The organism is Nocardioides sp. WG-D5 (assembly GCF_054031175.1).
Map to the genome: position 1 here is coordinate 5,016,378 of NZ_CM132928.1, position 19,866 is coordinate 5,036,243.

Here is a 19,866-nt window from a genome sequence, read left to right on the forward strand (position 1 = left end):
TTTCCGGACCAGGGCCTGCGCTTCAGAGCGGCTCGAAGGTGTCCTCTCCGGAGACGGGGTCGTAGACGTAGACCTGCTCGCCGGCACGGGGGTCGCGGGCGGTGATCACGTGGAAGGTGGGGGAGGCCCGGTCGGCGAGGTCGACGACGGAGGCGCCGGCACCGAGCACGCCGCGTACGAGATGTGGGGGTGCGGTGGTGTCGATGCGGGTCACGACGCCGGGGGTCACCCAGACGGGGATGCCGGCGAGGAAGCCGCTGACCTGGAAGTGGAGGTGGCCGGCGAGGATGGCGCGTACGTCGCTGCTCCGCACCACGCGGCCCAGGGCGGAGATGTTGTGGAGGACGACGTCGGCGACCCAGGGGAGGGAGGCCAGGTGGAGCGGCGGATGGTGAAGGACGAGCACCGTGCCGTCGCGCGTCGGGGTGGACAGCTCGGCGGCGAGACGGGCGAGCTGGGCCTCGTCCAGGAAGCCGTGGGTCTTGCCCGGGACGAGGCTGTCGATGGTGACGACCCGGAGCTCGCCGAGGTAGCTGACCGACGCGCACAGGTCGGACTCCGGGTCCAGCAGCCGCCCGCGGTCGCTCCCGTCGGCATCGAGGTGTCCGCTGCCGAGCACCTCGCGGAACGGTCCACGGGTGTCGTGGTTGCCCGTCGAGTAGATGTGCGGGATGCCGCGCTCGGCAGCGAACGCCCCGACCCGCTCCAGGACCGCCCGGCAGCCCTCGGCCGAGCCGTCGTCGGCGATGTCACCACTGACCACGACCGCATCCAGGCCTGGCACGTGGCGGGCGTCGCGCAGGATCGCGTCGAGCGCGGCCACGGCGTCGACGCCGTCCATGTCGAGACCGCTGCCGGTGACATGGGTGTCGGAGAGATGCAGGATCCGGGTCATGTGGTGAAGGCTGACATGAGGACCTCGGCGATGCCGTCCTTCTCGCTCTGCACGGCGACATCGAGGTAGCGGGCGTCGACCTCGTCCCCGGCCTGGGTGAGGTCGACCTGGACACAGGCGATCGCATCGGTGCAGCCGGATCCGGCCAGCGCGGGCGAACCGGGCAGCTCGGCGAGCCAGGCGTCGAGCTCGGCTCGGGGGACCGTCATCATGCCCTCGTACTGCCAGTCCTGGAACTCGATGTTGGTGCAGGTCGCGGCCGAGGTGCCCTCCGGCAGGCCCGGCGCCCCGACCGCGTGCGCGAGGTCGACGCAGTCTGCCGGCACATCGTCGGCCGCCTCGCGCAGGTCGGTGTCCACCCAGGCGACGAACGTGACGCCCCCGGCCAGCGCCGCGACGAGGAGCCCCGCCGCGCCCGCCATCAGCGCCCACGCCCACCACGGAAGCCCGCGCCGGGGACCGCTCACGCCCACTGCCGGGATCGTTCGACGGCTCTGGCCCACGACGCGTACGCCTCGTCGGCCGCCTCCCGGCGCGACGCGTCGGGGGAGAAGGTGCGGTCCAGGGCCCAGGTCTCGCGGATCTGGTCGAAGGAGGACCACACGCCCACCCCGAGGCCGGCTAGGAATGCGGCGCCGAGGCCGGTGGTCTCGACGTAGCGAGGGCGGGAGACGTCGACCCCGAGCTGGTCGGCCTGGAGCTGGCACAGGAGGTTGTTGGCGGCCGCGCCGCCGTCGACGTTGAGGGAGGCGACCGGCGTCGGCATGGTGGCCATCACGTCGCGTACCTCGAAGGCGATCGCCTCCAGGGTCGCCCGCACGATGTGGGCACGGGTGGTGCCGCGGGTGATGCCGATGATGGTGCCGCGGGCGTCGGGGTCCCAGTGGGGCGCGCCGAGACCGGTCAGGGCGGGCACGAACACGACGCCCTCGGACGAGGTGACCGTGCTCGCCAGGGCCTCGGTCTCCGCGGCCGAGCCGATGATCTGGAGGCCGTCACGCAGCCACTGCACCGCGGCGCCGGTCACGAAGATCGAGCCCTCGAGCACGTAGGTGACCTCTCCCGACGGCGACATCCAGCCGGGGGAGGTGAGCAGCCCGGAGTCCGACCGCTTCGCCTCCGAGCCGGTGTTGGTCAGCACGAACGAGCCGGTGCCGTAGGTGCACTTGGAGTCGCCCACCTCGAAGGCAGCCTGCCCGAACAGCGCGGCCTGCTGGTCGCCGGCCACGCCGGCGATCGGCAGCGAGAGGTCGAGGAACGAGCGCGGGTCGGTGACCACGCCCTCACCCCAGTTGGGCCCGATCTCCGGCAGCGCGTCGCGCGGCACCCCGAACAGGTCGCACAGCTCGTCGGACCAGTCGTTGGCGCCGAGGTCGAACAGCATCGTCCGCGACGCGTTGGAGACGTCGGTGACATGGTGCAGACCCCGGGTCATCCGGGCGATGAGGTAGGAGTCGACGGTGCCGACCGCGTAGCGCCCCGACTCCACATGGGTCCACGTGTGCGGCTCGTTCTCCCGGATCCAGGCCAGCTTGGTGGCCGTGAAGTAGGGGTCCAGGCGCAGACCGGTCAGCTCGCGGACCCGGGCGTCGTGGGACGCCATCGCAGAGCACATCGCCGTCGTACGCCGGTCCTGCCACACGATCGCGCGCCGCGGCGACCCCAGCGTCTCCCGGTCCCACAGCACCACCGTCTCGCGCTGGTTGGTGATCCCGATGCCGACGAGGTCGTCGCGGCCGTGGGCCGCGAGCACCGTACGACACGCCTCCAGGGTGGCCTGCCAGATCCCCTCGGGCACGTGCTCGACCCAGCCCGGCCTGGGGAAGTGCTGGTCGAACTCCTCATACCCCCGAGCCGCGACCTCGCCCTTGTCGGTGACGATCAGCGCGGTGACGCCGGTGGTGCCGGCGTCGATGGCGAGGATGGAGCTCACTTGGGCGTCCTGACGATGTCGAGGATGCGCCGGTCGAGCCAGGACAGGTCCTCGGCCACCCGCATCTCGTAGTTCTCGGTGGCCACCCAGGCGAGGAAGCCGGTGGCGCCCTGCGCCGCGGCGTACGTCTCCAGCTCGGCCTCGAGCTCGGGCGTGACCGGCACCTTCTCGGCCTCGGTCGAGGCGGTCAGGTAGAAGTCGCTGAGGTCGAGGAGTCGCTTCAGCTCGGTGATCGGCGCCGCGTGGTCGTCGACGCGCAGGTCGGCCGCGATGTCGTCGTTGCCGCCGTAGCCGGCGTCCTCGCGCACGACCAGGAGCGCCGCGCTCTGCCGCCCGCGGCTGTCGCCGCCGGCCTCGTCGCCCGCGGCCAGGGCCGCCAGGAGCCGGTGCTGCAGCGGCTCCTCGGGGGAGGAGGCGAGCCAGGCGGCCTCCATCGCCTCGACCACCTCGGGGCCGGTGAGGATGTTGCCCTGGATCGCGTAGCCGTCGCCGGTGCGGCCGCCCGCCCAGTCGAAGCAGGACGGTCCGGTGTGGGAGACGGCGTTGCCGTCGACGTCGACGATGCCGACCTGGCGGTGGTCACGGCGCTCGTCCTCCTCCAGCAGCCTCTCGAGGGCGACAGCGGCGGTCGCACCCTCGTCGAGGTGGGCGAGCGCGAGACCCTTGTAGGCGACGTTGGCCTCGGCCTGGGTGGCGATCGCGCCGACCCCCGCGACGGCGGCCGGGACGGCCGATCCGACGGCGAGGAACTTCGAAGCGACGGCCACACCCCAGGTGGGCTCCCCGGTGCCTGGATCAACAGCTCTGGCGACGATGGAGAAGGTCATGGCAGCGACCCTATCCACGAAATTTCGTCCGGCTACGGCGTGTTTACGAATTGTCGTACACCTGACGGCGTGGTTGGGCTTTGATTGAGGGATCCCTTCATCCCAATTTCGGAACTGAGTTTCGATCGTGACCAGGAAGGACATCATGACAACCCTGGCGAAAGAAGAAACACCCGAATTGAAGAGAGTGATGGGGCCGTGGCTCCTGCTGCTCTTCATCGTCGGTGACATCCTGGGAGCCGGCGTCTATGCCGTGACCGGCACCATGGCCGGCTACGTCGGCGGCATCCTGTGGCTGCCGTTCCTGCTCGCCTTCGTGGTGGCCACCATGACGGCGTACTCCTACCTCGAGCTGGTGACGAAGTACCCCAGCGCCGCCGGTGCCGCGCTCTACACGCACAAGGCGTTCGGCTTCCACTTCCTCACCTTCATGGTGACCTTCGCGGTCGCCTGCTCGGGCATCACCAGCGCCTCGACCTCGGCCAACACGCTGGCGCAGAACTTCTTCGGCGGCCTGGAGATCAACGGCTGGATGGATGCGCCCAGCGAGGGCGTCGTCACCCTCCTGGCGTTGGGCTTCATGGTCCTGCTCGCGCTGATCAACCTGCGTGGCGTGGGCGAGAGCGTGAAGTTCAACATCATCCTCACCGTCGTCGAGATGGTCGCGCTGTGCATCGTCATCGGCGTCGGTTTCTACGTGATCGCCCAGGGCAAGGCGGACATGTCGGAGCTGGTCTCCTTCGACGACTACTCCAACATGGGCGTGGTCTTCGCGGTCACCGCCGCGACCTCGGTCGCGTTCTTCGCGATGGTCGGGTTCGAGGACGCCGTCAACATGGTCGAGGAGACCAAGGAGCCCGAGCGGATCTTCCCGCGCACCATGCTGATGGGCCTGGGCGCGGCGGCGCTGCTCTACATCCTGGTGGCCATCTCGGTCGTCAGCGTGCTGACGCCGGGTGAGCTCGAGACGATCCGCGAGTCCGAGGGCCGGGCTCTGCTCGAGGTGGTCGGCAAGGGCGCTCCCGACTTCCCGATCGACAAGGTGTTCCCGTTCCTGGCGGTCTTCGCCGTCGCCAACACGGCGCTGATCAACATGCTGATGGCCAGCCGGCTGGTCTACGGCATGGCCAAGCAGCGAGTGCTGCCCAAGCAGCTGGGCGCGGTCCTGCCCGGCCGCCGCACGCCCTACATCGCGATCATCTTCACCACCCTGCTGGCCCTGCTGCTGATCTGGTACGTCTCCAGCGACCCGGACAGCAACATCGTGTCCAACCTCGGCTCGACGACCGCGCTGCTCCTGCTGTGCGTGTTCGCGATCGTGAACATCGCCTGCGTGGTGCTCCGCAACCGGCGCCCCGACACCGAGAAGACGTTCTTCACCGCGCCGAGGTGGCTGCCGCCGATCGCCGCGATCCTGTGCATCTACCTGGCCGGCCCGTGGGTCGACCGCGACGGCATCGTCTACGAGATCGCCGGCGGCCTGATGGTCATCGGCGTGATCCTGTGGGCGGTCACCTGGCTGGTCAACAAGTTCGCCAACAAGGACGACGAGCCGCCGCACTTCACCGACATCGAGCACATGGACGTCAACCCCGAGGACGACCAGTAGCGAGGTGACATCGGTCGGGGCCGGCGCACGTTCTCCACAGGACGTACGCCGGCCTCGCCGTGTCTGAGATGACTTCGTAACAATCGCTCGATCCGCGTACCCTGAGGCACGTGAACGACGCCTTCCCCTCCCTCGAGCAGCTGCACGCCATCGGAGCCCTTCAGCAGCCGACCTATTCCGACCCGGCCGCGCTGGCCGCGGCGGTCGAGAAGCTGAGGAAGCAGCCGCCGCTCGTCTTTGCGGGGGAGTGCGACCAGCTCAAGAGCTCGATCGCCGCCGCCGGCCGCGGCGAGGCGTTCATCCTGCAGGGCGGCGACTGCGCCGAGGTCTTCGCCGAGGCGACCGCCGACAACACCCGCAACAAGCTCCGGGTGCTGCTGCAGATGGCCGTGGTCCTGACGTACGCCGCCTCCGTCCCGGTCGTGAAGATCGGCCGTCTCGCGGGGCAGTACGCCAAGCCGCGCTCCTCCGACACCGAGACCCGCGACGGGGTGACCCTGCCGGCCTACCGCGGTGACGCGGTCAACGGCTTCGAGTTCACCGAGGAGTCCCGCATCCCCGACCCGCAGCGGCTGCTGGACGTCTACCACGCCTCCTCCTCGACCCTGAACCTCGTGCGCGCCTTCACCACCGGTGGCTACGCCGACCTGCGCCAGGTGCACACCTGGAACTCCGAGTTCGTGCGCAACTCGCCCGTCGGTGCGAAGTACGAGGCGATGGGCTCCGAGATCGAGCGTGCGATCGCCTTCATGGAGGCCATCGGCGCCGACCCGGAGGAGTTCCACCGGGTCGACTTCTACTCCTCCCACGAGGCGCTGCTGCTCGAGTACGAGCACGCGATGACCCGCATCGACTCGCGCACCGAGACGCCCTACAACGTCTCGGGCCACTTCGTCTGGATCGGTGAGCGCACCCGTCAGCTCGACGGCGCCCACGTGGAGTACTTCCGCCACCTCAACAACCCGATCGGCTGCAAGCTCGGCCCCACCGCGACCCCCGACGACGCGCTCGCGCTGGCCGCCAAGCTCAACCCGAAGAACGAGGAGGGCCGGCTCACCTTCATCACCCGCTTCGGTGCGGACAAGGTGCGCGACGGGCTGCCCGGTCTGGTCGAGAAGATCACTGCCGAGGGCGTCAACGTCACCTGGATCTCCGACCCGATGCACGGCAACACCTTCTCCACCTCCAACGGCTACAAGACCCGCCGCTTCGAGGACGTCCTCGACGAGGTCCAGGGCTTCTTCGACGTCCACCACTCCCTCGGCACCGTCCCCGGCGGCATCCTCGTGGAGAACACCGGCGACGACGTCACCGAGATCATCGGCGGCGGCGAGGAGCTCGACGAGGCCGGCCTCGTGCACCGCTACGAGTCCGTGGTCGACCCGCGCCTCAACCGCGTCCAGTCGCTCGAGATGGCCTTTCAGGTCGCCGAGATGCTCCGCTCCCGCTAGTCGTCGTCGGCGTCCAGCGCCCACGCCAGCTGCATGATCTCCTCGCCGTCGTGGAGGGTGCTGCGGTTGCCGGTGTCGGTGAACCCGGTGCGCTCGTAGAGACGCTGGGCCCGCCGGTTGTCGGTGCGGGTCCAGACGCTGAGGCCCTCCCAGCCGCGTGCCTGGAGGTCGCGGATCATCTCGGTCCCGACGTGGGATCCCCAGACCGCGGGGTCGACGAAGACCATCGAGATGTGGCCGTAGCCCGGCAGCGGTACGCCGTCGACGAGGTAGGTCTCGGCGACCAGCATCCCTGCCGGCCGGGTGCCGTAGTGGGCGAGCAGCGCGAGCTCGGCGCCGGCCAGCTTCTCGCGGACCCGGCGGACGCGGGCCTCCGTGGCGGTGCGGCGGCGAGCGGCGTTGGCCGCCCGCCACACGTCGAGGGCAAGGGCGCGCTGCTCGTCGCTGTCGATCTCGGCGACGATGATTCTCGGCATACAGGCGCTACAGCGTCATCAGCCAGACACCGAGCACGAACATCACGATCATGAAGATCGCTCCGACCCACAGCAGCACGATCCAGGTCGAGGGGTTGTCCTCGGGCTCGGCGGCCATCAGCGAGGAGACGTACTCCTGCTGGACGCCGTAGTCGCCGAAGTCCTGCTCGATCGGCTCCTGCTCGCCGGCGTATCCGTAGCCGTTCTGCCAGTCGGCCGCCTCGTCGGTGGCGTAGGCCCCCTCGGCGTAGCCGGCCGCGTAGGCGGGCTCGGTCTCGTAGACCTGGTCGGCCGCGGTCTCCTCCACGACCGTCTCCTGCGGCGCCCAGCGACGGGCCTGACCGTTCCGCTGCTCCTGGACGAGCTTCCCCGAAGGTTGGACGAAGGGCTGGTACGCAGCCTCCACCGTGGCCTCGGAGACCGGCTCGGGCTCGGGGTCGGGGACAGGATCGGGCCCGGGGACAGGCTCGGGCTCCGGGATCGGCCCCGGCTCGGGGATCGGGGTGGGCGTCGGCTCCGGGTCGGGGACAGGGTCAGGCCCCGGGACGGGCTCGGGCTCCGCGAAGGGCGAAGGGTCCGGGATGGGCTTCGGCTCCGGCTCGGGGATCACCGCGACCTCGGCGGCCGCCTCCTCGGCAGCCGGCGCCTGCGCCGGCGGGGGAGTGGTCGGCGGCGGGGCGGTCGGGGGTGCGTACGACACGCGGATCGCGGTGGAACCGTCGGGCTCCTCGGTGTCGAGCTTCTCCTCGACATCGGGCGACTGACGCCTCGAGGTGCGCCCGACGGGCTCGTCGTCGGTGCCGGCGATCGACGACGCCGGTCCCGGCCGGTCCTCGTCGCCGTAGGCGCTGATCCGGGGCAGGCTCAGCGAGGTCTGCTCCGCGTCGGGCACGTCCTCGACGGCCTCCGGGGCGGTCGACTCGACGGGCTTGCGGATCACGGTGGCCTCGTTGGGCTCGTCGAGGTCGTCCGCAGCGGGGTCGATGGCTTCGGGCTCCGCTTCAGCAGCGTGCATTGCCTCGGGCTTCGCTTCAGCACTGGACACGGGTGGCGTCCTTTCCTCTACATCGATGGAGTCAGCCTCGGCTGCTCGGTCGGGCTCCGTGGCTACCTCGAGACCACACACCGGACAGGTCGGCTCATCGGACAGCCGGTGTCCACACTGTGCGCAGCTGGTCATGCCACCCCCATGGCGTCGAAGATCACTCCCGTGCGTCAACAAGCCTAGGTCACACGCCTTGACGGTGCGCCGAAGCCCGCAGATCGCGGAGCAGGGGGATATCGCGGTTCTCCGCGTCGCGGGAGCCCGGGGTCTCGAGGATGAAGGGCACCCCTGCGGTCGCCGGATGGGCGAAGAGCTCCTCGAAAGCCGTCGTGCCGATGTGGCCGCGGCCGATCTGCTCGTGGCGGTCGAGGTTCTTGCCGCGTACGTCCTTGGAGTCGTTGGCATGGATCAGCCGCAGCCGCCCGGCGCCGCCGATCTCGACGATCCGGTCGACACAGGCGGTGGCGCCCCCGGGCTCGTCGAGCGGGGCGCCGGCGGCGAAGACGTGGCAGGTGTCCAGGCAGATCCCGGCCTTGGGGTGGAAGTCGAGCGCCTCGAGATAGGCAGGGAGGTCCTCCACGCCGGCACACAGCGACCGGCCCTGGCCCGCGGTCGGCTCCAGCAGCAGCCAGGGCGCGTCCTCGGCGGAGATCTCGTCGAGCACCGGCAGCAGCGCCTCGCGCACCTGCTTCATCGCGGCGGCGTAGTTCTCCCGGGCGTCGCCCTCGGGAGAGACGAACGACCCGGTGTGGACCACGACGCCCTCGGCCCCGATGTCGGCGGCGCGGCGGAGGTTGTGGGCGACCAGGGCGGCCGACCTCTCGTACGTCGCTGGGGTCGGCGACCCCAGGTTGACCAGGTAGGGAGCGTGGACGAAGGCGCGCATCCCGCGCCGTTCGAGCTCGGCCCGGAACGCCTTGTCCTCGGCCGGCTTGCCGGCCGACAGCGCCCAGCCACGCGGGTTGCCGACGAAGATCTGCAGCGTCTCGCCGCCGACCGCATCGGTGTTGGCGAGGGCGCCTGCGACGAGACCTTTGCCGACCTGTACGTGGGTGCCGATCGGGTTGCGAAGAGAGGTCCGAGAAGTGGTCAAGGTCAGTTCAGCCAGATCGTGATCTCGGAGCCGTAGGGAGCCTCACCGCCGGCGGGCTCCTGCCGGGTCACGAAGTCGAGGCCGAGGTGGAAGTCGTCCTTCTCCTCCTTGACCTTGAACCCGGCTGCCTCGAGCGTCTGCTTGGCGGCGTCCTTGCTGCTGCCGACGACGTTGGGGACCGCGACGGCGGCGGGACCCTTGGCGACGACGAGGGTCACGGTCTCGCCCTTGGGGAGGGTGCCGGAGTTGGGGCTCTGGCTGAGCACGGTGCCCGGCCGGGCCTCCTGGTTCTCCTCCTCCTCGATCTCGACCTCGAGACCGTCGGCCTCCAGCGACTTCTTGGCGCGCTCGGCGTTGCGGCCCGTCCAGTCGACGATGTCGACGGGAGCGGGACCCTTGCTGATCACCAGCACCACGGTCTTGCCGGGCCGCACCAGCGTGCCGGCGCGGGGCTGGGAGTTGATGACGAAGCCCTCGGGGACGTTGTCGTTGAACTTCTCGATCGCGTCACCGACGGTGAGGCCGAGGTCCTGGATCTTCTCCTGGGCCTCGTCGGCGACCAGGCCCTTGACCTTCGGCACCGAGTATTCCTCGACGCCCTTGCTCACGCTGATCTCCACGGTCGAGCCGGGCAGCGCCTTGTCGTCGCGGCCGGGATCGGAGTCGATCACGACGCCCTCCTCGACGGTGTCGGAGAACTCGGTGTTGGCCGAGACCTCGAAGCCCGCTTCCTGCAGCTGCGTGGTCGCCGCGGTCTTGGTCAGACCGGCCACCGAGGGCACCCGCTCGTAGCGGCCGTCGACGAACCACCACATCCCGGTCGCCACCAGCGCGACGGCCACCACGGCGGCGCTGATCGCGATCGGGCCCCGCCACGTCGCCGGCATGCTCCAGCGCTGCTTCGGCTGCGTGGGGGTCGGGGCGATGCGTACCTTCTCCTCGGGCTCGCTCAGCGAGAGCCGCGCGCCCGCGGGGAGGCCAACACCGGGAGGCGGTCCCGGCGGGCCCGCGGGCCGGCCCGGCGGGGGACCGGAGGGGCCGGAGGCCGGAAGACCGAGGGCGGGCAGGACGGCCGTCGACTCCGCACCGGACTCGTCGTGGGCGCGCACAGGGGCGTCGGTGGCGTTGCCGGCCGGGGCACCTCTGTCGGGCGCGCCGGCGGTCGGGAGCGCCAGGTCCGCGGTGAGGTCGGGGTCGTCGAAGATGCCCGCGGACAGGGTGGCCATGACGCGGTTGACCATCCGCAGGAGCACACCGGCGTCGGCCGGGCGCAACTCGGGGTCGCGGGCGGTCGCGCGGGCGACCAGGGCGTCGACGTAGCGCGGGATCCCGGGAGCGGCCTTCGAGGGCGGCGGTACGTCCTCGTGCACGTGCTTGTAGGCGATGTCGACCGGGGAGGGGCCGCTGTGGGGCTTGCGGCCGGTGAGCAGTTCGTAGAGGACGACACCGGCGGCGTAGACGTCGGTGCGCGGCCCGGACTTCGACTCGGTGACCAGCTCGGGCGCGAGATAGGAGACGGTGCCGACCAGGTTGCCGGTGGTGGCGTCGTTGGAGTTGTTGGTCATCACCCGGGCCAGACCGAAGTCGGCGACCTTGACCCGCTGCGAGATCGAGGCGGCGCCGGTGGTGATGAGCACGTTCTCCGGCTTGATGTCGCGGTGCACGATGCCGATCGCGTGCGCCGCGGACATCGCGCTCAGGATCGGCTCGATGTAGGCGAGCGCCTTCGCCGCGCCCAGCGGAGCCTGCGAGGCGATCGTGTCGCGCAGGGTGTGGCCCTCGATGTACTCCATCGCGAGGAAGGCGACGCCGTCGTCCTCGTCCTGGTCGTAGACGGCGACGACGTTGGGGTGGGACAGCTTCGCGGCCGACCTGCCCTCGCGGACGAACCGCTCGGCGAAGTTGCCCTCCTCGTCGAGGTCCCGGTGCATGACCTTGACGGCGACGATGCGGTCCAGACGCATGTCATGGGCGACGTAGACCGTCGCCATGCCGCCCTTCGCGACCTTCTCGACGATCCGGTAACGCATCCCCAAGACCTTGCCCAGCAGGGGGTCGGATGCGGTAGCCGAGCCTCCGCCGTGGCGCCCGATCACGCCCTCGCGGGGGTCCGCCTCACTAGCCACGCGATCCTCCTGTCTCCGGTTGGAGAAGTATTCCGGACCGGGCAATGGTACGGACCAGCGGGTCCCACTCACGACTTTCCGGCCCGGCTACCCGGCCCGGTAATGTGATCGTTATGAGCGAAATGCGGCTGGCGGAGCAGGATCTGGGCGTCCTGGTGGAGGAGTGGATCGACTGGGCCACCGCTGCGTCGTTGCTCGGCGTGACGGTGGGGAAGGTGCGCACCATGATCCGCGAGCACGAGCTCGCGGCGGCGGTGCCTCCGGGCATCAAGGGCCAGCACATCCCGGCCCTGTTCATCCAGGACGGCCTGCCGGTCAAGGGCCTGGGCGGGCTGCTCCACGTGCTCCACGACGGTGGCTACGACGACCGCGAGATCATCGCCTGGCTCTTCCTCGACGACGACCTCCCGGGTCGCCCGATCGACGCGCTTCGGGAGAACCGCGGGTCGGAGGTCAAGCGCCGGGCCCAGGCCATGGCACTCTAGACGACCAAGTCCGTACGTCTCGGAGGACCGTCGTGAGGTCGAAGTCTGCCCTGGTCGCCCTGCTGCTCGCCGTGGTGATGGCGCTGCTCGCCGGCTGCGGAGGCGATCCCGGATCGGGCGCAGGCGCGGGTGGCGGGAAGACCGGCACCGATCCCGACAGCGGGCTCACCTGGATCGCGGAGTCCGACCTGCCGCCCGAGGGGGTGGAGACGCTCGAGCTGATCGATGCCGGCGGCCCGTTCCCCTACCCGGGCAAGGACGGCAGCACCTTCGGCAACCGCGAGGGGATCCTGCCCGAGGAGCCCTCGGGCTACTACGCCGAGTACACCGTGCCGACGCCCGGCTCCGATGACCGGGGTGCGCGGCGTATCGTCGCAGGCGAGGGTGGGGAGTTCTACTACACCGAGGACCACTACGAGTCGTTCGCACGGATCGACCGGGGGTGATGAGACAGATGAGTGGACTGGCAGGCCTCCTGGCCGGGAAGGTCGATCCCGGCGTCTACCGCTGGCACACGGAGCTGGCGGCCGCCGACCTCGACGAGTCGGTGACCGGCGCGGGCTGGTCGCTGAAGCAGATCGCCGAGGTGGCCGAGACCAAGGACGAGGTGCTGGGCGCCATCGGCGCCGCGCTCGGGTTCCCGGCCCACTTCGGCCGCAACCTCGACGCGCTCTGGGACTCGCTGCGCGACCTCTCCGCGCCCACGGTGCTGCTGTGGGAGACGTGGGGGTGCGCCGCCTATGCCGACCGCGCCGGGTTCGACAAGATCGTCCGGGTCCTGCAGGAACGCGCGGCGGAGATCTCCGAGGACCGGCCCGCGTTCACCGTGCTGCTGCGCGGTGACGGCCCGGACACGGACCTGGCCGACCTGGGCTGATCACCCGACCGTGACGGTGCGGGTGGGGTATCCGGTGGCTCCGTCGGGAGCTGGCGGCACCTCGTTGCCGGTCTGCGGGGTGCCGGTGCGGTCGAACGCGCGCGCCTGGATCCGGTGCTCGCCCTCGGTCGCATCCCAGCGGTAGGTCCACTGCCGCCAGGTGTCGATGCTGTCCTCGGCGGCCAGCGTGGCCGGCTGCCAGGGGCCGTCGTCGATGCGTACCTCGACCTTGCTCACGCCGCGGTGCTGCGCCCAGGCGACGCCGGCGACGGTCACCTCGCCCGCGGAATCCGGGTCCTCGCCGGGCAGGTCGATGCGGCACTGGGTCTTGATCGGACCTTCGGCGGACCAGCCGCGGTCGGTCCAGTAGGCACGGAAGTCGGCGAAGCGGGTGACCTCGAGCTCGGTGAGCCACTTGGTCGCCGAGACGTAGCCGTAGAGGCCGGGGACGACCATGCGTACGGGGAAGCCGTGGTCCTGCGTCAGCGGCTCCCCGTCCTGGGCGATCGCGAGGAGGGCGTCGCGGCCGTCGGTCAGCGCCTCGAGCGGGGTGCCGATGGTGATGCCGTCGGCGCCGGTGGACTTCACCGCATCGGCGTCGGGGTCGAGGCCGGCGCGCTTGAGGACGTCGCGGATGCGTACGCCGGTCCAGGTCGCGTTGCCGATCAGGTCGCCGCCGACCTCGTTGGAGACGCAGCAGATCGTGACGCGGCGCTCGTAGAGCGGCATCGCGAGCAGGTCCTCGTAGGTCAGCTCGACCGGGTTGTCGACGAGGCCGTGGATCTTGAGCCGGTAGTCGGCGATGTCGACGCGTGGGGTGAGCAGGGCGATGTCGATGCGATAGAAGTCGTCGACGGGGGTCAGGTGGGGCGTCAGCCCGTCGATCCGCAGCTCTGCGCCCGCCGGGAGGGGCGCGGCGGGGGAGACGGCAGCCGGGATGGCCAGCCTGGTCGCCGGGCGACGGCGGGCGGTGACCACCTTCGCGCCGACGCCGCCGGCCGCTCCGACCGCGGTCACGGCCGCCGCGGCGACGAGGAACCGGCGCCGGTCGAAGCCGTCGGGCGCCACCGCCTCGGTGGGTGTCTCGCCGGACTCCCGCAGACGCCGCGTCAGCAGGACCAGCGCCGCGATGCCGACCGCCAGGCCGATCACCAGCGCGACGACGCCCATGGTGCCGTTGCCGGCCCGGTCGGCCAGCAGGGCGGCGATGTCGACGGCCCCGAGGAGCAGCAGCATGCCCGCGCCGAGGGCGGGGCGGCGTACGGCCAGGGCGCCGGCCACACCGAGGAGCGCCAGCGTGACCAGCGCGACGCTGGCCAGCAGGATCGGCTTGTCGGCCGTGCCGAAGGTGGCGACCGCCGCCTCCTTGAGCCAGCGCGGGGTCAGGTCGATGACCCGGTCGCCGAGCGCGAGCAGGGGAGAGGCGCCGCGCGCGAGGGCGGCGATGAGCTCGGCGACGCCGAGGCCGAGCACGCCCGCGGCGATGCCCGCGACGGGGCCGCTCGGGAGACGTCCGAGGAAGGTGCGGGATGTCATGCTGTGAGTTCGTGGCCGATCGGTGGTCGGATGGGACCAATCCTCCCACTTCTCGGCTGCGAACCCGGGGTGAGATCTGTCGTTCGTCGGAAGGGGTGCGTGTGCGCCGAGCGCTGCGGGTGGTGGGCGATTCGTCGTCGCCGGACCCCGAGGACGACCTGGACCCGGGGAGGGTGCTCGCCGCCGTCGCCGGTGGCGACCTGGACGCCTTCGGAGCCCTCTACGACGCGATGGCTCCGCTCGTCTTCGGTGTCGCCCGGCGGGTGGTGCGGGATCCCTCGCGTGCGGAGGAGGTGACCCAGGAGGTGTTCACCGAGGTGTGGCGCCAGGCCGCCCGGTTCGACCCGTCGCGCGGCTCGGTGCGGACGTGGGTGCTGACGATCGCGCACCGGCGGGCGGTCGACACGGTGCGCTCCTCGCAGGCGTCGCGTGCGCGGGAGGAGCACGTCGCCCGGCGTGAGCCGGTGGAGGTCGCCGGCCCGGAGGACGCGGTGGTCACCGCGGCCGAGCACGAGGGCGTACGCCGCTGCCTGGACTCGCTCACGCCGCTGCAGTCTCAGGCCGTCCGGCTGGCCTACTACCAGGGCTTCACCTATCCCGAGGTCGCCGAGCTGCTCGGCCGGCCGCTGCCGACGGTGAAGACGCGGATGCGGGACGGCCTGATCCGGCTGCGCGACTGTCTGGCCGAAGCGGAGCTCGAGACACCGGGTGGAGGGGATCGCGATGGCGCCTGATGTGCACGGACTGGTCGGGGCCTACCTCCTCGACGCGCTGGTGCCCGGGGAGCGGGCGGAGTTCGAGGCTCACCTGGCGGTGTGCCCGGAGTGCCGGGAGGAGGTCGACTCGCTGCGCTCGGCGACCGCCTCCCTCGCCACCGAGGTCGCCGCGACACCGCCGGTCGCGCTGCGCGGCCGGGTGCTGCGTACGGCATCGGAGACGCCGCAGCTGCGGCCCGTCGTCGCCGCGGGCAGGCCCCGCCGTCGCCGGCTGATGGCGGTGGTGGCCGCGGCGGCCGCGGTGATCGTCGGGGTCGGTGTGACGGTCGGGGTCGTCGTACGTGACGACGACCCGCCGCCGATGACCGCGGCCCAGGTGATGTCGGCCCCCGACGCGAGGATGCACAAGGAGGAGACCTCCGACGGCGAGCTGATGGTCGCGATGTCCCACGAGATGCACATGGTGGCCGTCGACACCGCCCACCTCTCGCGTCCCGACGGGATGACCTACCAGGTCTGGTGGCACACCGACACCGGCATGGAGTCCGCCGGCGTCCTCGACGACGAGATGGCCGTCGCGGTACCCGTCGAGGACGGCGAGCTGATGGTCACCATGGAGCCCCTGGGCGGCTCCGACCAGCCGTCCGAGAAGGTCCTCTTCCAGATGCCCGCCGAGCGCCTCTGAGAGGCCGAGCCAGCGAGCTCAGACGGTGCGCTGGGTGGCGGCGGTGGCCAGCGCGCGGAGCGTGCCGGCGGCGCCCGCGTCGAGGGTGCCGGCGAACCTGGCGTCGTCCAGCGCGGTGAGGCCCTGGTCGGCGAGCTCGGTGATGGTCTTCTCGACCTGCTGCTCGGCGCCGGAGGAGGTGATGATGGTGCGCAGCTCGGCGACCTGCTCCTCGGTGAGCGGCCGGCCCAGCGCGCGGTCGAGGCGGTCGGCGTCGGCGGGGGCCGAGCCCGTCAGGGCCAGGGCGACCAGGACGGTGCGCTTGCCCTCGACGAGGTCGTCGCCGGCGGGCTTGCCGGTGACCGACGGGTCGCCGAAGACGCCGAGGAGGTCGTCGCGGAGCTGGAACGCCTCGCCGACCGGAAGGCCGTAGGCCGACAGCGCCGCGATCTGCTCGGGGGAGGCTCCGGCCAGGGCGGCGCCGACATGGAGGGGACGCTCGACGGAGTACTTGGCCGCCTTGTAGCGCACCACCTTCATCGCGGCTTCCACGTCCGCGGCGCCGCGCGCCTGGACGGTGATGTCGAGGAACTGCCCGGCGATGACCTCGCTCCGGGTGTGGTCGAAGACCGACAGCGCAGCGGAGGTCTCGGCTTCCCCGAACCCAGAGGTACGCAGCAGCTCGTCCGCCCAGGTCAGCAGCAGGTCTCCGAGGAGCACGGCAGCGGCATCGCCGTAGGCGCGGGACCGGCCCGGCCAGCCCGCGGCGGCATGGTCGGCCTCGAACGCGCGGTGTGCGGCGGGTGCGCCGCGCCGGGTGTCGGAGTCGTCGATGACGTCGTCGTGGACGAGCGCCGAGGCCTGGAGCAGCTCGAGCGCGGCGGCCGCGCGCACGAGCGACTCCTCCTCGGCGGGCGAGGGGGAGGGGCGGACCACGTGGAAGCCCCAGTAGCAGAACGCGGCACGCAGCCGCTTGCCGCCGGACATCGACTCGCGGGCCCGGCGCAGCAGCGGTTCGACCTCGTCGCCGAGCGGAGCCAGCCGCTCGGACTGGGTCTCGAGGAAGGTGTCCAGCGCCCCCTGGACGCGACTGCGGAATTCATCGGCGCCCCACGTTTCATTCACTCTCCGAGCCTAGGGCACTGCCTAGGATGGCCCGATGGTGACTGGACGTGGACGCTCCCTCGCGGAGCTGATCAACGAGGGCGAGCGGTCCTTCTCCTTCGAGTTCTTCCCGCCGAAGGACGAGGCCGGCGAGGAGCAGCTGTGGAACGCCGTCCGTGCCCTGGAGCCCTACCGGCCGACCTTCGTGAGTGTCACCTACGGCGCCGGCGGCTCGACCCGTGACAAGACCGTTGCCATCACCGGCCGGATCGCCGCCGAGACCGAGCTGCTGCCCGTCGCCCACCTGACCTGCGTCGGCCACACCCGCGACGAGGTCGCCGCGATCCTGGACTCCTACGCCGCCCAGGGCGTCGCCCACGTGATGGCGCTGCGCGGCGACCCCGCCGAGGGCCCGCGGGCCGCGTGGACCCCGACCCCCGGCGGTCTCGACTACGCCATCGACGTGGTGCGGCTGGCCAAGGAGCGCGGTGACTTCCGCATCGGTGTCGCCGCCTTCCCCGAGGGCCACCCGAGCGCGGAGTCGATCGAGGCCGACGCCGACGTGCTGGTCGCCAAGGCGAGGGCCGGCGCGGAGTTCGCGGTCACCCAGATGTTCTTCCGGGCCGCGGACTACTTCGGCCTCGTCGACCGGGTCCGCGCTCGCGGCGTCGACATCCCGATCCTGCCCGGGATCATGCCGATCCTGAACCTCGCCGCCATCCGCCGCCAGAGCGAGCTCATCGGCGCCGAGGTCCCCGACGAGATCGTCGAGCGCCTCACCGCGGCCGGTCCGGACCCCGCCGACATCCGCGCCGAGGGCATCGCGGTCGCCGCCGAGCTGTGCCAGGAGCTCCTCGACGGAGGCGCGCCCGGGCTGCACTTCTACACGCTCAACCGGTCCAAGGCGACGCTGGAGATCTTCGCGAAGCTCAACGTCACGGTCTAGGCCGCGCTCACCTCTCGGCGGGCCCGATCGACTGCGCGACCAGCGCGGCCGAGAGGCCGGCGAACGGCAGCCCGGCACCTGGCGTCGCATGGGCGCCGGCGGCGTAGACGTTCGGGATCGGGGTGCGCGGCCCGAGGCGCTGGAACACCGTGCCGCGCCCCGCCCACTTCACGCCCAGCGGGGACCCGCGCCAGCGGCGTACGAGCTCGGCGGCGCCCAGGTCGACCCGGTGCACGACGTGCTCGCGGACGTCGATCTTGTGGCGCGCCAGCGCCAGCAGGATGTCCTCCATCAGCTTGCCGTGGGAGTGGATCGTCCAGGCGTGCTGCCCCTCGGGGGCGAGCCCGCGGGTGCGTACGACCAGGGTGGGCTCGCCGTGGAGCACCAGCTCGTCGGGCAGGTCGGTGAGGTGCTCGGGCAGCGACTCGAGGCCGAGGTGGAACGTCATCGGCGGGATCGCCGGCAGGGTGCGCTCCACCAGCGGCCGCAGGGCCGGCAGCGAGCGCGGGTCGAAGGCGACCACGACCGCTCCGTCCGCGCCGAGGTCGATCTCGCCGGCGGCGGTGCTGACCGCGACCGCCCGGCCGTCGCGTACGACGATGTCCTCCACCCGGGTCGCGGTCTGCACCGATACCCGGCGGGTGGCCATCCGAGCGGTGAGCACCTCGGCGACCACGCCCATCCCGCCCTCGACGCGCCAGGCGCCGAACCGTTGCTCCAGGTAGGCGGTGAGCCCCGCCCAGGCAGGTACGTCACGCAGCTCCTGCCCCGCGGCGACGAACGGGTGCGCCGCGACCAGCCGGAGGCGCTCGTCCTTGAACGTCTTGCGCAGCCGCTTGTGGAGGGTCTCGCGCGACCGGAACCGCTCCGCGACCGCCGACGGCAGCGCCGAGGGCTCCCACGGCACCTCGAAGTAGTGCTGGCGCAGCACCTCCCAGTCCTCGCTGAACCGGGCCACGTAGTCGGTCCACAGCCGGCCCATGCCCGGCCCCAGCTCGTCGAAGGCCGCCAACTGGGCCCCACGGGTGCCGCCGGGCACCGCGACCGAGGTCTTGTCGGCGAAGCGGTGCTCGCGGACCACGTCCATCGGCACCAGCTCGAGCTCACGCTCCGCGGGCCGCCCGGACTTGCGGAACAGGTCGCGCATCACCGCGGGCAGCAGCGTCGAGGTCGCCGAGGCGTCCCAGGTGAACCCCTCCTCGCGCACCGGCACCAGGGCACCGCCGAGCTGTCCGGAGGCCTCGAGGAGGGTCACCGAGTGGCCGAGCTTGGCCAGCCTGGCGGCACTGGCCATCCCGGCGTACCCGCCCCCGAGGACGACGACGCTCGTCACTGGACGGGGTAGGGCAAGGTGTCGCCGCCGGAGGGCCCGTCAGGGGGTGGGGCGCCGCGTCGTCCGCGCCGGGTCAGCTTGCGCCAGCCTCCGCGAACGGCCCGGACGAGGAGGTAGACCAGCACCAGCCCGGCCACCAGCAGCACCGCGGCGACGCCCGCCGCGGCCAGCGGGTGCTCGGTCGCGAACCAGACCACACCGAGGACGAGTCCGTCCTCGGCCACGCTGACGACCGAGTTGGAGACCGGCTCGGGGGAGGTGTTGACCGCGAGCCGCTCGCTGGCCTTGATCAGATGGGACATCAGCGCCGTCGTGCCGCCCACCACGCCGCCGACGGCCTCGTTGAGCGAGTCGGCCTCACCGGCGAGCAGGACGCCGATGACCGCGCCGATGGTGGGGCGGATCACCGTGGAGATCGAGTCCCAGGTCGAGTCGATGTAGGGCACCTTGTCGGCGACGAACTCGATCGCGTACATCAGCCCCGCGGCAGCCAGCACCGGCCACGTGCCGAGCACGTCCGGGATCGCCTCGGCCCCCGTCGTACGCTGCACGACGCCGAGCACCAGCACGACCAGGTAGGCGTTGATGCCACTGGCCCACCCACTGGAGAAGGTCAGCGCTAGAGATTCCATGAGGACATCTTGGCCTACGCCGCCGACAACTCGGCCCCAGCCCGAGACCAAGAGCACGCGTTCGCGTATTTACCTACGTTGGACCCCGTACGGCAGAATGGGCTGATCAACGGAGACT

20 protein-coding genes are annotated in these 19,866 nt (G+C 71.3%); 8 read left to right on the forward strand and 12 right to left on the reverse strand.

Going from position 1 to position 19,866, the window contains the following annotated elements; all coding sequences use genetic code 11:
• Positions 1 to 22: 22 nt before the first annotated feature.
• From ACWZJV_RS24260 to ACWZJV_RS24275, 4 genes are read right to left on the reverse strand one after another with little or no spacing between them, the layout of a single operon-like run.
• The gene (locus tag ACWZJV_RS24260; RefSeq protein WP_457179151.1) at positions 23 to 895 is read right to left on the reverse strand and encodes a metallophosphoesterase; all 873 of its coding nucleotides are present in this window, start codon (positions 893 to 895) and stop codon (positions 23 to 25) included.
• Positions 892 to 1,362 (reverse strand): hypothetical protein, encoded by a 471-nt coding sequence (locus tag ACWZJV_RS24265; RefSeq protein ID WP_457179152.1) that lies wholly within the window; start codon positions 1,360 to 1,362, stop codon positions 892 to 894. The genes ACWZJV_RS24260 and ACWZJV_RS24265 overlap by 4 nt, the downstream gene beginning before the upstream one ends.
• Positions 1,359 to 2,828, reverse strand: coding sequence for an FGGY family carbohydrate kinase (locus ACWZJV_RS24270; protein ID WP_457179153.1), 1,470 nt, complete (start codon positions 2,826 to 2,828; stop codon positions 1,359 to 1,361). Before ACWZJV_RS24270 ends, ACWZJV_RS24265 begins: the two co-directional genes overlap by 4 nt.
• Positions 2,825 to 3,655, reverse strand: a complete 831-nt coding sequence (locus tag ACWZJV_RS24275) for a DUF1028 domain-containing protein (RefSeq protein WP_457179154.1) — start codon at positions 3,653 to 3,655, stop codon at positions 2,825 to 2,827. The genes ACWZJV_RS24270 and ACWZJV_RS24275 overlap by 4 nt, the downstream gene beginning before the upstream one ends.
• Before the next feature lie 190 nt (positions 3,656 to 3,845).
• On the opposite strand from ACWZJV_RS24275, the gene ACWZJV_RS24280 reads away from it, so the two are divergent.
• Positions 3,846 to 5,264, forward strand: a complete 1,419-nt coding sequence (locus ACWZJV_RS24280) for an APC family permease (protein ID WP_457179155.1) — start codon at positions 3,846 to 3,848, stop codon at positions 5,262 to 5,264.
• Positions 5,265 to 5,374: 110 nt separating this feature from the next.
• Positions 5,375 to 6,715: a class II 3-deoxy-7-phosphoheptulonate synthase gene (locus ACWZJV_RS24285; protein WP_457179156.1), complete on the forward strand. Its 1,341-nt coding sequence runs from the start codon at positions 5,375 to 5,377 to the stop codon at positions 6,713 to 6,715.
• Here ACWZJV_RS24285 and ACWZJV_RS24290 read toward each other — a convergent pair.
• The 4 genes from ACWZJV_RS24290 to pknB all read right to left on the reverse strand — a co-directional run bounded on the left by ACWZJV_RS24290 (position 6,712) and on the right by pknB (position 11,455).
• Positions 6,712 to 7,191 carry a GNAT family N-acetyltransferase gene (locus tag ACWZJV_RS24290; protein WP_457179157.1) on the reverse strand — a complete coding sequence of 160 codons (480 nt, stop codon included), beginning with the start codon at positions 7,189 to 7,191 and terminating at the stop codon, positions 6,712 to 6,714. The genes ACWZJV_RS24285 and ACWZJV_RS24290 overlap by 4 nt on opposite strands.
• 7 nt (positions 7,192 to 7,198) lie before the next feature.
• On the reverse strand, positions 7,199 to 8,236 hold the full coding sequence (locus ACWZJV_RS24295) for a hypothetical protein (protein ID WP_457179158.1): 1,038 nt from the start codon (positions 8,234 to 8,236) through the stop codon (positions 7,199 to 7,201).
• Between the two features lie 184 nt (positions 8,237 to 8,420).
• The gene (locus tag ACWZJV_RS24300; protein WP_457179159.1) at positions 8,421 to 9,329 is read right to left on the reverse strand and encodes a deoxyribonuclease IV; all 909 of its coding nucleotides are present in this window, start codon (positions 9,327 to 9,329) and stop codon (positions 8,421 to 8,423) included.
• A 2-nt stretch (positions 9,330 to 9,331) separates the two neighbouring features.
• A complete protein-coding gene (gene pknB / locus ACWZJV_RS24305) occupies positions 9,332 to 11,455 on the reverse strand; it encodes a Stk1 family PASTA domain-containing Ser/Thr kinase (protein WP_457179160.1) in 2,124 nt (707 codons plus the stop codon).
• A gap of 113 nt (positions 11,456 to 11,568) precedes the next feature.
• Here pknB and ACWZJV_RS24310 point away from each other — a divergent pair, with 113 nt between their 5' ends.
• Genes ACWZJV_RS24310 through ACWZJV_RS24320 form a run of 3 tightly spaced genes read left to right on the forward strand, consistent with a single transcriptional unit; the run spans position 11,569 to position 12,817 of the window.
• A complete protein-coding gene (locus ACWZJV_RS24310) occupies positions 11,569 to 11,940 on the forward strand; it encodes an Rv2175c family DNA-binding protein (protein WP_008363073.1) in 372 nt (123 codons plus the stop codon).
• A gap of 32 nt (positions 11,941 to 11,972) precedes the next feature.
• Positions 11,973 to 12,386 carry a ribonuclease domain-containing protein gene (locus tag ACWZJV_RS24315; protein ID WP_457179161.1) on the forward strand — a complete coding sequence of 138 codons (414 nt, stop codon included), beginning with the start codon at positions 11,973 to 11,975 and terminating at the stop codon, positions 12,384 to 12,386.
• Between the two features lie 8 nt (positions 12,387 to 12,394).
• Positions 12,395 to 12,817: a barstar family protein gene (locus tag ACWZJV_RS24320; protein ID WP_008363069.1), complete on the forward strand. Its 423-nt coding sequence runs from the start codon at positions 12,395 to 12,397 to the stop codon at positions 12,815 to 12,817.
• Here ACWZJV_RS24320 and ACWZJV_RS24325 read toward each other — a convergent pair whose 3' ends face one another.
• Entirely contained in the window at positions 12,818 to 14,353 is a 1,536-nt protein-coding gene (locus tag ACWZJV_RS24325) for a molybdopterin-dependent oxidoreductase (protein ID WP_457179162.1), read from the reverse strand. It lies immediately after the preceding gene.
• Between the two features lie 101 nt (positions 14,354 to 14,454).
• Here ACWZJV_RS24325 and sigK point away from each other — a divergent pair, with 101 nt between their 5' ends.
• Both sigK and ACWZJV_RS24335 read left to right on the forward strand, forming a co-directional pair.
• Positions 14,455 to 15,087, forward strand: a complete 633-nt coding sequence (gene sigK / locus ACWZJV_RS24330; protein ID WP_457179163.1) for an ECF RNA polymerase sigma factor SigK — start codon at positions 14,455 to 14,457, stop codon at positions 15,085 to 15,087.
• On the forward strand, positions 15,077 to 15,754 hold the full coding sequence (locus tag ACWZJV_RS24335; RefSeq protein WP_457179164.1) for an anti-sigma factor: 678 nt from the start codon (positions 15,077 to 15,079) through the stop codon (positions 15,752 to 15,754). Before sigK ends, ACWZJV_RS24335 begins: the two co-directional genes overlap by 11 nt.
• Before the next feature lie 18 nt (positions 15,755 to 15,772).
• On the opposite strand, the gene ACWZJV_RS24340 is transcribed toward ACWZJV_RS24335, so the two are convergent.
• Positions 15,773 to 16,858, reverse strand: coding sequence for a polyprenyl synthetase family protein (locus ACWZJV_RS24340; RefSeq protein WP_457179165.1), 1,086 nt, complete (start codon positions 16,856 to 16,858; stop codon positions 15,773 to 15,775).
• A gap of 34 nt (positions 16,859 to 16,892) precedes the next feature.
• Between ACWZJV_RS24340 and metF the strand changes: the two genes are divergently transcribed.
• A complete protein-coding gene (metF, locus tag ACWZJV_RS24345) occupies positions 16,893 to 17,783 on the forward strand; it encodes a methylenetetrahydrofolate reductase [NAD(P)H] (protein ID WP_008363066.1) in 891 nt (296 codons plus the stop codon).
• A 7-nt stretch (positions 17,784 to 17,790) separates the two neighbouring features.
• Here the strand turns inward: metF and ACWZJV_RS24350 are convergent, their stop codons facing one another.
• Complete coding sequence (locus ACWZJV_RS24350) at positions 17,791 to 19,116, reverse strand: phytoene desaturase family protein (RefSeq protein WP_457179166.1); 1,326 nt, start codon at positions 19,114 to 19,116, stop codon at positions 17,791 to 17,793.
• Positions 19,113 to 19,748, reverse strand: coding sequence for a DUF4126 domain-containing protein (locus ACWZJV_RS24355; RefSeq protein WP_008363064.1), 636 nt, complete (start codon positions 19,746 to 19,748; stop codon positions 19,113 to 19,115). The genes ACWZJV_RS24350 and ACWZJV_RS24355 overlap by 4 nt, the downstream gene beginning before the upstream one ends.
• Positions 19,749 to 19,866: the final 118 nt, after the last annotated feature.

What these genes read in the sequence shown, in the direction of transcription:
- ACWZJV_RS24260 (WP_457179151.1), bottom strand. Translation starts at nt 895, where the DNA reads ATGACCCGGATCCTGCATCTCTCCGACACCCATGTCACCGGCAGCGGT.
- ACWZJV_RS24275 (WP_457179154.1), bottom strand. Translation starts at nt 3,655, where the DNA reads ATGACCTTCTCCATCGTCGCCAGAGCTGTTGATCCAGGCACCGGGGAG.
- ACWZJV_RS24280 (WP_457179155.1), top strand. Translation starts at nt 3,846, where the DNA reads ATGGGGCCGTGGCTCCTGCTGCTCTTCATCGTCGGTGACATCCTGGGA.
- ACWZJV_RS24290 (WP_457179157.1), bottom strand. Translation starts at nt 7,191, where the DNA reads ATGCCGAGAATCATCGTCGCCGAGATCGACAGCGACGAGCAGCGCGCC.
- ACWZJV_RS24310 (WP_008363073.1), top strand. Translation starts at nt 11,569, where the DNA reads ATGAGCGAAATGCGGCTGGCGGAGCAGGATCTGGGCGTCCTGGTGGAG.
- ACWZJV_RS24320 (WP_008363069.1), top strand. Translation starts at nt 12,395, where the DNA reads ATGAGTGGACTGGCAGGCCTCCTGGCCGGGAAGGTCGATCCCGGCGTC.
- ACWZJV_RS24325 (WP_457179162.1), bottom strand. Translation starts at nt 14,353, where the DNA reads ATGACATCCCGCACCTTCCTCGGACGTCTCCCGAGCGGCCCCGTCGCG.
- ACWZJV_RS24335 (WP_457179164.1), top strand. Translation starts at nt 15,077, where the DNA reads ATGGCGCCTGATGTGCACGGACTGGTCGGGGCCTACCTCCTCGACGCG.
- metF (WP_008363066.1), top strand. Translation starts at nt 16,893, where the DNA reads ATGGTGACTGGACGTGGACGCTCCCTCGCGGAGCTGATCAACGAGGGC.
- ACWZJV_RS24355 (WP_008363064.1), bottom strand. Translation starts at nt 19,748, where the DNA reads ATGGAATCTCTAGCGCTGACCTTCTCCAGTGGGTGGGCCAGTGGCATC.